General features: G+C 38.7%; 12 protein-coding genes. 2 read left to right on the forward strand and 10 right to left on the reverse strand.

Going from position 1 to position 13,710, the window contains the following annotated elements; genetic code table 11:
• Positions 1-265: 265 nt before the first annotated feature.
• The 9 genes from B5P42_RS12395 to B5P42_RS12435 all read right to left on the reverse strand — a co-directional run bounded on the left by B5P42_RS12395 (position 266) and on the right by B5P42_RS12435 (position 11,139).
• Positions 266-1,126: a M15 family metallopeptidase gene (locus tag B5P42_RS12395; RefSeq protein WP_113734299.1), complete on the reverse strand. Its 861-nt coding sequence runs from the start codon at positions 1,124-1,126 to the stop codon at positions 266-268.
• An 82-nt stretch (positions 1,127-1,208) separates the two neighbouring features.
• Positions 1,209-2,315: a HAMP domain-containing sensor histidine kinase gene (locus B5P42_RS12400; RefSeq protein ID WP_002164874.1), complete on the reverse strand. Its 1,107-nt coding sequence runs from the start codon at positions 2,313-2,315 to the stop codon at positions 1,209-1,211.
• Entirely contained in the window at positions 2,308-3,006 is a 699-nt protein-coding gene (locus tag B5P42_RS12405; RefSeq protein WP_002015820.1) for a response regulator transcription factor, read from the reverse strand. The genes B5P42_RS12400 and B5P42_RS12405 overlap by 8 nt, the downstream gene beginning before the upstream one ends.
• A gap of 246 nt (positions 3,007-3,252) precedes the next feature.
• Positions 3,253-4,359, reverse strand: a complete 1,107-nt coding sequence (gene menC, locus B5P42_RS12410; protein ID WP_113734300.1) for an o-succinylbenzoate synthase — start codon at positions 4,357-4,359, stop codon at positions 3,253-3,255.
• A complete protein-coding gene (locus tag B5P42_RS12415) occupies positions 4,360-5,805 on the reverse strand; it encodes an o-succinylbenzoate--CoA ligase (RefSeq protein WP_113734301.1) in 1,446 nt (481 codons plus the stop codon).
• Positions 5,806-6,297: 492 nt separating this feature from the next.
• Positions 6,298-7,116, reverse strand: a complete 819-nt coding sequence (gene menB / locus B5P42_RS12420) for a 1,4-dihydroxy-2-naphthoyl-CoA synthase (RefSeq protein ID WP_002089233.1) — start codon at positions 7,114-7,116, stop codon at positions 6,298-6,300.
• 68 nt (positions 7,117-7,184) lie between these two features.
• Positions 7,185-7,997 carry a 2-succinyl-6-hydroxy-2,4-cyclohexadiene-1-carboxylate synthase gene (gene menH, locus B5P42_RS12425; RefSeq protein ID WP_113734302.1) on the reverse strand — a complete coding sequence of 271 codons (813 nt, stop codon included), beginning with the start codon at positions 7,995-7,997 and terminating at the stop codon, positions 7,185-7,187.
• The gene (menD, locus tag B5P42_RS12430; protein WP_113734303.1) at positions 7,994-9,748 is read right to left on the reverse strand and encodes a 2-succinyl-5-enolpyruvyl-6-hydroxy-3-cyclohexene-1-carboxylic-acid synthase; all 1,755 of its coding nucleotides are present in this window, start codon (positions 9,746-9,748) and stop codon (positions 7,994-7,996) included. Before menD ends, menH begins: the two co-directional genes overlap by 4 nt.
• On the reverse strand, positions 9,745-11,139 hold the full coding sequence (locus B5P42_RS12435) for an isochorismate synthase (RefSeq protein ID WP_002015812.1): 1,395 nt from the start codon (positions 11,137-11,139) through the stop codon (positions 9,745-9,747). Before B5P42_RS12435 ends, menD begins: the two co-directional genes overlap by 4 nt.
• Before the next feature lie 193 nt (positions 11,140-11,332).
• Between B5P42_RS12435 and B5P42_RS12440 the strand changes: the two genes are divergently transcribed.
• Together B5P42_RS12440 and B5P42_RS12445 are read left to right on the forward strand one after the other, a co-directional pair.
• Complete coding sequence (locus B5P42_RS12440; protein ID WP_113734304.1) at positions 11,333-12,286, forward strand: 1,4-dihydroxy-2-naphthoate polyprenyltransferase; 954 nt, start codon at positions 11,333-11,335, stop codon at positions 12,284-12,286.
• Between the two features lie 124 nt (positions 12,287-12,410).
• Positions 12,411-13,142, forward strand: coding sequence for a yteA family sporulation protein (locus tag B5P42_RS12445; protein ID WP_113734305.1), 732 nt, complete (start codon positions 12,411-12,413; stop codon positions 13,140-13,142).
• Between the two features lie 43 nt (positions 13,143-13,185).
• On the opposite strand, the gene cspD is transcribed toward B5P42_RS12445, so the two are convergent.
• Positions 13,186-13,386: a cold-shock protein CspD gene (gene cspD / locus B5P42_RS12450; RefSeq protein ID WP_001193051.1), complete on the reverse strand. Its 201-nt coding sequence runs from the start codon at positions 13,384-13,386 to the stop codon at positions 13,186-13,188.
• Between the last annotated feature and the right edge of the window lie 324 nt (positions 13,387-13,710).

Consider the following 13,710-nt stretch of genomic DNA (forward strand, 5'->3'; position numbering starts at 1 on the left):
CTTTTCTATAAGAAGCCATAAGAATACGCTTACATTAAAGTTTCATTTTTATATCTCTTTCACATATTTAGAGTATCACGAAAAAAAAGAAAAGTAAATATAACGTTATAATGTTTAATGGTAAATAAAAAAACAATCCACAAAATGTTGATAGTACAGGAAATTATATCAATGATTCGACAAGGAATATCGATTTACCGACAAAAAACGGCAATCTATTTCTTATATGCCAAAAGACTGACCCAAAACGGACCAGCCTTTTTCTCTATTCTTGAACCGTCACAATAACCCCGTCCATATTGTTCCCCGAAATTTCATATTGCTTATTTACTGGAACATTCACGTTCATACGATCTGAAACTTTATAATAAGAAACCGTATATTTCTTACCTTCAACCTCAGTTGAAACTTCTTTTTCCTCTTTTAAAAAGTCCAAATATTCCTCTAACGTAATCTTCTTTTTTTGCATAATTGCGCTATGTGGTAAGCCGACATAACGTATGTGCCACGGCTCATATTGAATGCCCGTAATATCACTTTTATTTTTCGGATAACGTAAAACAAATCCGTGCTTCCATACGTTCTCTTCAATCCATTTTCCTTCAGGAGCTTTCTCCATTTTCTTTTGAGTAGACCCAACGTCGAGTGATAACCCTAAATTATGTTCACTATATCCTGCTGGAAGTGCATAATCAGATCCCATTTCTTTATATAATTTACTTTGTTCTTGAAAATCTCGGTAACCGCTACTCATTAAGAAATGCTGTATTCCATCTTTCCCAGCTGCATCGACAACGTTCAAAAACTTTTTTACAACACCCTTTGATAAGCGAAGATTTCTATCAAATATTACATAGCCTCTTACTAATTCACTATTGTGATTTACATTTACAATATCGGACCTAACACTATCTTTTTTAACCGGATAATCTTTATTAACTAATAATAGATCACCTTTATAAATTTGTTCCTCTGTAACCTCTATCTTTTCAGTGTTCGCGGCTTTTACTTTGTAATCTTTTTCTGCAATTTTAACATCGATCTCCTTTTGAAATACTGGTGATATATAAAAGCCTACACATGCTGTACATACTATAAAAAGAGAAATAAATACCCACTTTTTCATTTCTAGTTCCTCCTTAACGTAACTTACGTATAGAATAGAAAAAACTATTAAAATAAAAAGTGGGGTAAAGTTTAAATTTTTATTAAATTGCTTTGCTCTCTTCTTTTGGTAATCTCACTTCAAATATCGTTCTAATTACGTTACTTTCAGCAGAGATTGTCCCATCATGCTGTTCGATAATATTTTTTGCGATAAATAGCCCAAGGCCTGTTCCGCCCTGTTGCTCTGACCTCGCCTTATCACCTGTATAAAACATATCAAATAAATATGGTAAATCTTCTTCTGGAATGCTATCGCCGTAATTAATAATTTGTACAACTACCTCTTCATGATCAATATATCCGTTCACATCAACAAACTTTCCATCGTATCCATAGCGAATCGCATTCGTTAAAAGATTTTCAAATACTCGAGCTAACAATTTCCCGTCACCGTTAATAGGTAAATGCGAATCCATATTCAATCTCGCTTCTAAACCTTTTTTTTCTAATAACGGATATAATTCTTCATCTAACTGTATAAGTAATTCACTTATATCAATTGGTCTTTTTTCAATTTGCAACATGCCATAATTCATTCTCGTTATTTCAAATAATTCATCAATTAAGATTTCAAGCCTTTCGGATTTCGTAAAAGCAATTGTGGAAAAATGTTTAATTTGTTCCTTCGTCAAATTCTCATCTTTAAGAATTAAATCTAAATACCCTAAAACAGATGTTAGCGGCGTTCTTAAATCATGAGCTAAGTTGACAATGAGCTGATCTTTACTACTTTCCGCAAAGTCTCCTCGTTCAACCGCTTCTTTTAATTTTTCACTTGCTACATTAATTTCGCGTGCGATATATCCAAACTCATCATTTGATGAAACACGAACTTGATTTGAAAAATCTCCGTTCGCAAGATGATGAATCCCGTTCGAAATCTCATCAAAATATTTTAAATACGGTCTAGTAAGGAAGAAGAAAAACATAATGGACAGAGGAATAAATACAATTAAAAAGAAATTAATGTCCCCAATTTGTCTTACCATTGAACGAAATTGGGCTAAAGGATCCTCATAACGAACTGCTAATTTATAATAGAGACGTAGCCCCTCATAAATTAAATACGTTACGCCACCAGCTAATATCATACTTAACGCAAATAGCATAATCATCTTCGAGCGAAAGCTTCTCATCGTTTTAGCCATTGAAAGTATAACCTACCCCCCACACTGTTTTTATTAACTTATCCTTTCTTTTATCTTCCCCAAGCTTTTTTCGCAAAGTACGGATATGTACCATAACTGTATTTCCACTTTCATAATACCCTTCAGCCCATACTTGCTGAAAAATATTTTCCACACTGTACACTTTCTTCGGATGACTTGCTAATACATATAAAATATCAAATTCTTTTGGTGTTAATTCAATCGGCTCTCCGTACACATTTACTGTTCTTCGCTCAGGATCAATAGCGACTCCGCCTATTTCTAAAGCAGATTTATTCTCCGCTACTTTCGGCTGATTTAACGTAAGAAATCTACGCAGTTGTGCATTTACACGTGCGACTAATTCAATCGGTGTGAAAGGCTTTGTCATATAATCATCTGCACCTAATACAAGACCTGTCACTTTATCAAAATCAGATGTTTTCGCACTTAAGAAAATGATTGGCATGTGGTGCTTGCCGCGAATCTGCCTCGTCACTTCATACCCATCCATTTTCGGCATCATAATATCTAAAACCACTAAGTCAATTGGCTGCGTTTGAATAATATGCATGGCTTCTTCTCCATCAGCTGCTTTAACGACGTGGTAACCCTCTTTTTCTAAATGTATCTCAATTAAATCAGCAATTTCCGCTTCATCATCAGCTATTAAAATTGAAATGCGCTTCATTTTAGTCCCCCTACTTTATTCTGTTTTCATACGCTCGATTTTAAACTAGTCTATCCAATTTGTACAATAAGAAAAGGCTACTCATAAGAGTAACCTTGATAAATGAAATTATATCGGCAATTTTCAAAATATATCAACTGTAATTTAAATTATATCAGCGATTTTTTAAATATATCGACTTACCGACAATTAACGACAAAATCATCCCGCTATTTGCAGGTAGTCAGTACTAATAAAAGCTCCCATTCATCGCTCAAAAATAATCCGCTGCTTTGTTATTTCTTCCAACCTGCCTCGATCTACTTCATACTCACGTTCAATACTTTGCGGCACCCTTACTTTTCCGCCTTCAAGCATCACTTCCGGTGAAATGATATCCTTCTCCCAATGTCTACTAGAAGCAGATATATCTCCAGGAATCGTAAAGTTTGGCAATGAAGCGAGTGCAACATTTTGAGCTCGTGAAATCCCCATTTCTACCATGCCACCGCACCAAACTGGTATGTTATGCTCCATACAATAATTATGGATTTGAACGGACTCTGTTAATCCGCCCACTCGCCCTGGTTTAATATTAACGACGCGGCAACTGCCAAGCGTAATCGCAACACGTGCGTCTTCTAAACTATGGATGCTTTCATCTAAACAAATCGGTGTTTCAATTTTCTTTTGCAGTTGTGCATGATCCAGAAAATCGTAATCCGCTAACGGCTGCTCAATCATCATAAGCTGGAATTCATCTAGTCGTTTCAACTTCTCCGTATCCGCTAATGTATAAGCTGAATTTGCATCAGCCATTAACGGGATATTCGGAAACTCTTTACGAATTTCTTTCAGTAATTCGTAATCATGTTCTGGCTTTATTTTCACTTTAAAGCGCTCGTATCCTTCTTTCGCGTACTTCTCGATTTGTTTTAACATAGTGGGAATTGTATTGATCCCAATCACAACGCCGACTTCAATTTCAGACCTATTTCCGCCAAGCAATATCGCTAACGACTGCTTTTGACGCTTCGCATATAAATCCCAAACAGCACCTTCAATTCCGGCCTTTGCCATTCGGTTTCTCTTTATATGTTTGAACAAAGACGGTACTTCATTCGGATGAGAGATTTCAGCTTTCAATAAATCTGGTAATAAAAAATCCTGAAGTACATGCAGCGCTGTCTTCACCGTTTCTTCCGTATACCACGGTTCAGAAAATGCAACGACTTCACCAAAACCAATGTATCCATCCGTATCTTCTAATTCAATGACGATACTTTCACGCTTTTCGTAAGTTCCGTAACTCGCGGCAAACGGGATAATGAGCGGCATTTCCGTTATATAAAGTGTCACTTTTTTTATTTCCACCTACATCTCCTCCACTAATTGTCTTAACTCTCGTCTTAACAATTTCTTCGAAGCATTTCGTGGTAATTCCTCTAAGAAACATGCTTTCTTCGGCACTTTATATTTCGCTAATTTCTCTTCGCAAAAACGAAGAATTTCTTCTTCTGTTACCTCTCCACTTTTTACAACAAAAGCAGCTGGTACTTGTCCCCAACTTTCGTCAGCCATACCGACAACACCCGCTTCTGCTACCGCCGGATGAGAGAGCAATACTTCTTCAATTTGAGCTGGATATATATTTTCTCCGCCAGAAATAATTAAATCACTGCGGCGATCTAATACGTATAAAAATCCTTCTTCATCTAAATAACCGAGGTCACCAGTATGAAGCCATCCATTTCTGATCGCCTCATGCGTCGCATCTTCACGGTTAAAGTAGCCACCTGTTACATTCGGTCCTTTTACTACAATTTCTCCTTCAGCACGGGGCGGCACAACTACGCCGTCTTTTTCAATACGAAGCTGACACTGAAATAGTGGTTTTCCGGCTGATCCTACTTTCGTTAACATGTAATCTGCTGTTAACGTACAAATTTGCGATGATGTTTCTGTCATACCGTACGTTTGATACACAGGAATTCCTTTTTCCACACATGTTTCTAATAACGGCTTCGGTGCTGGTCCTCCCCCAAGTAACATGCATCGTAAAGAAGATGGATATATCTCTTCTCCAAGTCGTTCTAACAAATCTGTTAGCATTTTAGAAACGACAGAAATAATCGTAACACCTCTCGTTTGAAGTGCTTTATGAATAAAATTAGCATCATATTTTGGAACGAGTAAAATGCGCATACCGTACATAATATTTTTCATTAAAAGAGATAACCCGCCAACGTGGAACATTGGCATACAAGCTAACCAACAATCATCATCACGAAGCCCTAAATTAAGCGAAGAACCGACTGCACTTGCCCAGTGGTTACCATATGTTAAAATAACGCCTTTCGGTTTCCCTGTCGTCCCTGACGTATAAATAATTGTCATCGCTTCTTCTAAAGAGAATTCTTCTTGTATAAATGCTTCCGCCTTCGGTCCTTGCATCACTTCAGCAAATGAACATACTGGAACATTTTCCGTCTCAAACTCTTGATCCGTCACTAAACAAACAACTTCCGCATCATCCATTTGCCAAAGTAGCTCTTCTCTTGAAAGACGCGTATTTAAAAGCACAGCTACCGCACCTATGTAAGATAGGGCGTGAATAACTGTAATCATCTCCATACCATTTTTCATCAGAACAGCCACCTTTTGCGCCCGCTTCACTCCTACATGCGTGAGGTGTTCACAAACAGATACTACTTTTTCATGCAGCTGCACGAAAGTAACCTTCTCCTCTTCAATTTCAATTGCAGTGCGATCAGGTGTTAAAAATGCACGTTGCATTAACCAATTCGGCATCGTCTCCATCACTCATTCTCCTTTCATGAAAGAAAGAGACCTGATATGACATCAAGTCTCTTAGTTGTTTTGTTTCCGGTGTGATCTTTTGGTTGCGTCTCACATTGTGTGCGAGCTGCTTCCGCTTTTCATCACATCCAGCTGCGCCTCCTAGCCCCTTCCGTCTAAGAACCTTCCGCACGAGAAAGTAAAAAACACTTTCTGTGCGAAAGAACCTTAGCCTACGGGGCTAAACAGTCGGCTCCGCTTTTAAAACATCCAGCTACAGCGGCTAGAATGTTCGGTGGCTTCACTTCTTCCTACGAGGCAAAAAGCGCCTCTTTGTCAGAAGCTCCATCCCCCTCACATTCTGAACGAGCTGCTTCCGCTTTTGGTTTCATCCAGCTACAGCGGCTAGAATGTTCGGTGGCTTCACTTCTTCCTACGAGGCAAAAAGCGCCTCTTTGTCAGAAGCTCCATCCCCCTCACATTCTAAGCGAGCCGCTTCCGCTTTTGGTTTGATCACGGGAAACGAGGGAATTGACCGAAGTCCGGAGTGCGTTTTTCTTTGAACGCGTCGCGGCCTTCTTTTGCTTCGTCAGTTGTGTAGTACAATAACGTTGCGTCTCCAGCTAGTTGTTGAATACCAGCTAAACCGTCTGTGTCTGCGTTGAATGCAGCTTTTAGGAAACGAAGTGCCATTGGGCTGTTTGCTAAAATTTCTTGTGACCATTGTACTGTTTCTGCTTCAAGTTCTTCTAATGGTACTACTGTGTTTACTAAGCCCATATCAAGTGCTTCTTGTGCACTATATTGACGGCATAGGTACCAAATTTCACGAGCTTTCTTATGGCCTACCATACGAGCTAAATAACCAGCTCCGTATCCACCGTCAAAGCTTCCTACTTTAGGACCTGTTTGTCCGAATACAGCGTTGTCTGCAGCGATTGTTAAGTCACATACGATATGAAGTACGTGTCCACCACCGATTGCATAACCTGCTACCATTGCGATAACCGGTTTAGGGATTGCGCGAATTAGACGTTGTAAGTCTAATACGTTTAAACGTGGGATTTGGTCGTCACCTACATAGCCACCATGACCGCGAACTTTTTGGTCGCCGCCAGAACAGAATGCACGTCCACCTTCACCTGTTAAAATGATAACGCCAACATTTGCATCATCACGAGCGTGTGCAAAAGCATTGATTAACTCCATTACCGTTTTAGGACGGAATGCATTATGTACTTCAGGGCGGTTAATCGAAATCTTTGCGATGCCATTGTATGTTGAATAAATAATATCTTCGTAATTGCCTTCTTTTACCCATTCAATAGTCATTACTATTACCTCCTTTTATATTTCTGATCTCCGCTATAAGTGCAACTTCCTTCTTGCTGAAAAAAGTATCACTGCATAGTTTTTAGAAATCCCTTTACTATTGTATCAAACTTTTCCGGTTGTTCCACATGAATTGCATGGCCAGCCCCATCAATTTTGACAAATTTCGCATGAGGGATGCATTTTTCGATGTTTTTTAATAGGCGAAAGAACTTTTCATCGCTTTCTCCATTCAGTAAAAGGACAGGTATTTTTAGGTTTTGCAATTCGTTCCACCATGAAGGCTGAGCCCCTGTTCCCATGCCGCGAAGACTATTTGCAAGTCCTTTTGGATTATTAGCAAGTCGTTCTTTTCGCACCGCTTCTTTTACGTTTTGCGCTAAACGTTTTTGCGTTTCAAATAGCGGAATATTTTCCCACATCGATACAAAACTTCGGATGCCTTCTTGCTCAATTTTATCAGCAAGTCGTTCATCTTTTTCCTTGCGTTCTTTTCGCTCCTTTGCACTCTCAAGTCCAGCTGTACAGTTTTCTAAAATAAGCGAACGCACATATTCTGGATATAAGCATGCCATCGTAATCGCAAGTCTACCACCCATTGAATAGCCAAGTATGTGCGCATTTTCAATATGAAGATGATCCAGTAGTTCTTTCATTTGCAGTGCCACATTTTGAATATCATAATGCGTCACATCTTCAGGACTTTCCGTTTTCCCGTGTCCAATAATGTCTACTAGAATGACTTGAAACTGCTCGCTCCAAGAAGGAATAAAGGAACCCCACGTTTCCATGCTTCCCGTAAAACCATGAAGAAGTAGAAGTGGTTCCCCGCTTCCGGCTACTTCATATTCATACGATACACCTTGCAATGTTACTTTCATTTTGATTCACCTTGCAAAGATGTAGTAATAACGTCCATTGTTTTTGCCCATAGTTCACGATGTAATTTCAAGTTTTCTTCGCGATTCGTACAAATTTCCACAACGTGTAATCCATTCGTTTTCGTTCCAGTTTGTACTTCTTCTCGGAAGTTTTCCCAACCATTTACACGGCTAAATGAACCACCATACATTTTGACAACATGTTCATAATCAAGCCCAATTGGTGTTCCAAATAATGATTCGAAATGTTCCTTTTTCTCGTATTGTGGTAAGAATGAGAAAATACCTCCACCATCATTATTTACAACAACAATCGTTATATTTAACTCATGTAGTTTCGCGGCTAATAGTCCGTTTAAATCGTGATAAAATGATAAATCACCGATTACTAATACGAACGGATCACAAATAATACTCGCTCCTAAAGCTGTTGAAATGATTCCATCAATACCATTTACACCGCGGTTCGCCATTACTTGAATGTTTTTATCCGATGTGAAGAAAAATGAATCTGTATCGCGAATTGGCATACTATTACTCGCAAATAACGTTGCCCCTTCTGGTAATACACGTACAATATCCGTAATTACTTTTCCTTCAAACGCCGTTTCATATGTTTCCATCTCACGAAGCGTTTCTCTCGTTTTCTCGTTTATATGTTTCCACATTCCGAACCAATCATTCTTTTTCATAACTGGCATTTTCTCTAGTAATGCTCTGCAAAATTCACTGTCACTAGCTTGTACAACTTCTGTCGCAACTAGAGCTGGATCTCTCCATTGTCCAGATTCATCGACAACGATATGAACAGCTTTCGTTTGTTTTTTGATGAACTGCGTTAATGCTTTAGAGACAGGCATTCCTCCGAAACGAATTAAAACATTCGGCTTCCACGTTTCTTTTAACAATTCATTTCGTAAAAATGTATCGTAACAATCTATAACCATCGTTTTATCATGATTACCACTACGGAGGTTAGAAAGTGGATCTGCTAAAATTGGATACCCTGTTTTCTCAGCTACTTTCATAACAACTTCTGTTATTTCTGGATGACTGCCGTCTCCACAAATAATAAGCCCCTTTTCCATATGTGAAAGGCGCCCTACAAGAGAATCTACATATTCACTCGGCATCGTCACGTTCCCTTGCTGAACTACTCCTGTATATTCACCACGCCCTTTATCCCATAAACTTTCTAATGAGAAATCCGGTATAAGCGGCTCGCGAACTGGAAAATTAAGGTGAACAGGTCCTTGCGGCGCTAGAAGTGCGCTTGCTATCGTACGCTGCGTTGTCATTCGAGCGTAATGATACATTGCTTCACTCGCTTCAGGAAGTGCCATCTCTGTAAATTGCTTCACAAAAGTACCGTATAAATTAAATTGATTCATCGCCTGTGGTGCACCCACATCTCTTAATTCATGCGGTCTATCCGCTGTTAATACGATAAGCGGCACTCGTGAATGAAACGCTTCACATACAGCTGGATAATAGTTCGCTGCTGCCGTCCCTGACGTACATAATAGCGCAACAGGACGTTTTTTTGCTTTCGCAATACCGAGCGCAAAAAATCCTGCTGATCTTTCGTCTACATGTAAATATGTTTTCATTCCTTCATGTTGTTCCATTAGTAAGGCAATCGGCGTTGACCGTGAGCCAGGACTAATGACAACATCACATACATTTAGACGCGTCAGTTCGTCCACGAACGCGCCTAAATAATATGATAATGCTTCTATATGATTGTTCATTTCATTAATTCCTCCAAAGCACCAAGCATCGGTCTAAACTTCAAACTTGTTTCTTCATATTCAAGCTGCGCTACTGAATCAATTACGATACCACAGCCGGCAAATAAGGATGCCTTCTCGCCATTTAATAATCCGCAGCGAAGTGCAACCGCAAATTCACCATTTCCTTCATCATCTATAAAGCCAATTGGTGCACCATATAATCCTCTATCTAAAAGCTCTACATCACGGATTAATTTCAACGCCTCATGACGAGGTGTACCACCAAGAGCTGGTGTTGGATGTAATTCTTCTACCATCGTTAAAAGGCTTGCATCACCTTTTGCTTCTACTGGCGTATATAAATGGATTAAATTTTTCGTCGTTAATAAGCCTGGGCTCTCCGGAATATTAACAGATTCGCAATGCTCACTTAGCACACCTCGAATCATGTTAACTACATAACCGTGTTCAGCCAAATTCTTTTCATCATGAAGAAGCGTCTCACCATTTTGTTTACTTTCTTCTATAGAATTGCCATGACCAATTGAACCAGCAAGGCACATCGATGTGAACTTCTCGCCTTCTTTTCGAATCAATCGTTCAGGTGTCGCCCCTAAGAAGCATGCTCCTTTATAATCAAAAGAAAATACGTAACAATCCGGTTGCCCAATGCGAAGCGCTTCTAAAACAAGAACGGAATCAATATGCTGATCCATCGTTAATTTTAGCTCCCTTGCTAATACAACCTTCTGCACGTTCCCTTGCTTCATTTCATCTTGCACTTTTCCAATCGCGTTCATCCAGCCACTCGGATCAACTTCTACTTTAGAAGTAACTGTTAATTTTGATCCTACTAGTGCACATTTACTCTCTTGTAAAATTCTCTCTTCTACAGAAATAATTTCGTTATAAAGAGTTTCTGCACAATCTTCAGCTGAAACGAACTGATTAATCGTTAACCACGCCTTTTCATTTTTTACAGTTAATAAAAATGCTGGTAGTGAAAATGTGGTATCATCAAATTCTTTCCAAAGATTCGTTTTTTCTTTTTCTTGGTCAAATGAAAATCCACCAAATAAAAGAGGACCTGTTCCAAATTCGTATCCTTCTCTTTGTACGAATGCTTTCTCTTTTACTTTATCCCACTCGTCACGAGCAGTTTGAAAGCGTTTGTGAGAAGAATTTGCTATAGTGAAAACAGAGCCAATTCCAGCAAATATTACATGCTGAGCTGGGTCTGCAAAATAACATCTATTTTCGAATGCGATCCTTTTTCCTGCTGCATAAAACAGAAGTGGATCCACCCAATCTATTTGTTTTACAAAACTAACTAATGTTTTTTCATCAGTCGCACGCTTAATAGCTGTAACAAGAACTTCTTGTAAGCCTTTTCGTTTCGTTTGAATCACAATTGTCTCCCCCCTATGGGCGAAAAATAGTCATAATTACGCTTGATTTTAAGATACACCTCAAAGGAAAGGCCTGTCAACGTTTAGCATTTCTGAGAAATTCACCTTCTCTTCCTAGAAAATAAACGTTGACACTAAATGATGCTTTTTCTACACTTAATTGTGTACAATATGTGACCAAGGAGGATTCAACATGGAAATGAACGTCGAAACGAATTCCTCTCCTACGGCGCCAAAGCCAAGTAAACAAACAGGCTGGCGAATTTGGTGGAGTTTATTACGTCCCCATACATTAACAGCAGCTTTCGTTCCTGTTTTCATCGGAACAGCTTTTGCAATGCAGGTCGGAGGTATAAATCAAATACATCTTCCTCTTTTCTTTATGATGCTTCTTGCTTGCCTTCTCATTCAAGCAGCAACGAACATGTTTAATGAATACTTTGATTATAAAAGAGGACTCGATCATGAAGGTTCAGTTGGAATCGGAGGTGCTATCGTCCGCGATGGCATTAAACCAAAAACCGTGCTTAACTTAGCATTCGGATTTTTAGGCATCGCAACGCTATTAGGTGTTTATATTTGTATGAACTCTAGCTGGTGGCTTGCTGCAATCGGTCTTGTTTGTATGGCCGTTGCTTACCTTTACACTGGTGGCCCCATTCCAATTGCGTACACACCATTTGGAGAGCTGACAGCAGGATTATTTATGGGTGTCATTATTATTGGTATTTCATTCTTTATCCAAACAGGGGCAGTAACATCAGAAGTGATTTTATTATCTATTCCAAGCGCCATTTTAATTGGTGCAATTTTACTATCTAACAATATTCGTGATTTAGATGGTGATAAAGAAAATGGTCGTAAAACGTTAGCGATTCTCGTTGGACGCGAAAGAGCCGTTGGTGTACTTGCTTCTATGTTTATCGTTGCCTACATTTGGACAATCGCTTTAATCATCGTTAACATCGTATCACCATGGATGCTTATCGTATTCTTAAGTGCACCGAAAGCATTTAAAGCGACGAAAGGCTTTATCGGCAAAAGTATTCCAATGGAAATGGTACCTGCGATGATTTCAACAGCAAAAACAAATACAATTTTCGGTTTCCTAATGGGAATCGGATTATTGCTTGGATACTTCCTATAGAAAGGAGCTGCTTATGCGGCTCCTTTTTTCATATACCGACTTCCCGGCTGAAATTCATCTCATAATTCCTACTCTCAACGCTCATACTATGTAAAGAAACTGAATTGTAGGAAGGTGGACGACTATGTTAACTCCACAACAAATAAATCAATTTAAATCGAGTTTAGAAAAACAACAGCAAGAAATTGAACAAACGATACAAACTCATGAAAATGAAGACCGTGCATCTGAACGTGATTCAGTAGGAGAATTATCTAGCTATGACAACCATCCAGGTGATATGGCAACAGAATTATACGAACGTGAGAAAGATTTCGGGCTCATCGAATTTTGGCATAAACAGCTAGAAGATACGAAACATGCCCTGCAAAAAATTGAAGCTGGAACGTACGGAATTTGCGAAGTGTCTGGTGAGGAAATTCCATTTGAAAGATTAGAAGCAATGCCAACTGCTACAACGTGTATTCAGCACACTACAAATAAATTAGATATGAAGGCGCGCCCAGTTGAGGAAGAAGTGCTAAATCCTTCTTTTCACAAGCACGACGAAGATCATTCTGTAGAGTACGATGCTGAAGATGCTTGGCAAGACGTCGCAAATTATGGAACATCAGAAACACCATCCGATTTAGAAAGACAGGATTCAAAAAACTATAATGGAATGTACGTAAATAGTGAAGAAAATGTTGGGTATGTAGAGGATTTCGAAAATTTTATTGGAACTGATATGTATGGAAAAAACCCGCAAGTTTTTGCAACAGAAGAACATGAAGAATATGAACAATTGCTTGATGACTTTGAAGAACGCACCTTTAAAGGTGAATTATCTTCAGATGAGTCTGGTTCTAAAGCATAAAAAAAGCATTCCGAAATTCGGAATGCTTTTTTTCGCTAGCTAATTAGTTTTTTGTAACGTTAGCTGCTTGTGGTCCGCGGTTTCCATCAACGATTTCGAAAGAAACTTCTTGACCTTCTTCTAAAGTTTTGAAGCCGTCGCCTTGAATAGCTGAGAAATGTACGAATACGTCTTCTCCGCCTTCAACTTCGATGAAGCCAAAACCTTTTTCGCCGTTAAACCATTTTACTTTACCTGTTTGCATGTCATGTACCTCCTAAATAAAAATGAAACTATGAATCCACATGAAAAGGTGGATATAAAGGACATGAATGTATAACAAGCTTACAGCCTTTAATACAACGTGCTTTATTTCCGTACCACATTATGTAGCTCAATAGTGTTTTCACTATATCATGCTATATCAAAAACGTCAAATGAGAACACTTTCAACTCATCACTTTTTTATAATTTTAATATAATAATGGATTCTTATTTCGCTTTTTTGTTTGAAAATTAACAAAACTACAGTTCTCTAATCCTTTTAATTTCTGTACAATATGATTATTACATACTATGAGGTGAAAAA

The sequence above is a fragment of the Bacillus sp. SRB_331 genome (genome assembly GCF_003264175.1).
Lineage (GTDB): Bacteria > Bacillota > Bacilli > Bacillales > Bacillaceae_G > Bacillus_A > Bacillus_A mycoides.

Coding starts and splice junctions, on each gene's coding strand:
- B5P42_RS12395 (WP_113734299.1), bottom strand. CDS start 1,126: ATGAAAAAGTGGGTATTTATTTCTCTTTTTATAGTATGTACAGCATGT.
- B5P42_RS12400 (WP_002164874.1), bottom strand. CDS start 2,315: ATGGCTAAAACGATGAGAAGCTTTCGCTCGAAGATGATTATGCTATTT.
- B5P42_RS12445 (WP_113734305.1), top strand. CDS start 12,411: ATGTTAACTCCACAACAAATAAATCAATTTAAATCGAGTTTAGAAAAA.
- cspD (WP_001193051.1), bottom strand. CDS start 13,386: ATGCAAACAGGTAAAGTAAAATGGTTTAACGGCGAAAAAGGTTTTGGC.
- menB (WP_002089233.1), bottom strand. CDS start 7,116: ATGACTATTGAATGGGTAAAAGAAGGCAATTACGAAGATATTATTTAT.
- menH (WP_113734302.1), bottom strand. CDS start 7,997: ATGAAAGTAACATTGCAAGGTGTATCGTATGAATATGAAGTAGCCGGA.
- menD (WP_113734303.1), bottom strand. CDS start 9,748: ATGAACAATCATATAGAAGCATTATCATATTATTTAGGCGCGTTCGTG.
- B5P42_RS12415 (WP_113734301.1), bottom strand. CDS start 5,805: ATGGAGACGATGCCGAATTGGTTAATGCAACGTGCATTTTTAACACCT.
- B5P42_RS12440 (WP_113734304.1), top strand. CDS start 11,333: ATGGAAATGAACGTCGAAACGAATTCCTCTCCTACGGCGCCAAAGCCA.
- B5P42_RS12405 (WP_002015820.1), bottom strand. CDS start 3,006: ATGAAGCGCATTTCAATTTTAATAGCTGATGATGAAGCGGAAATTGCT.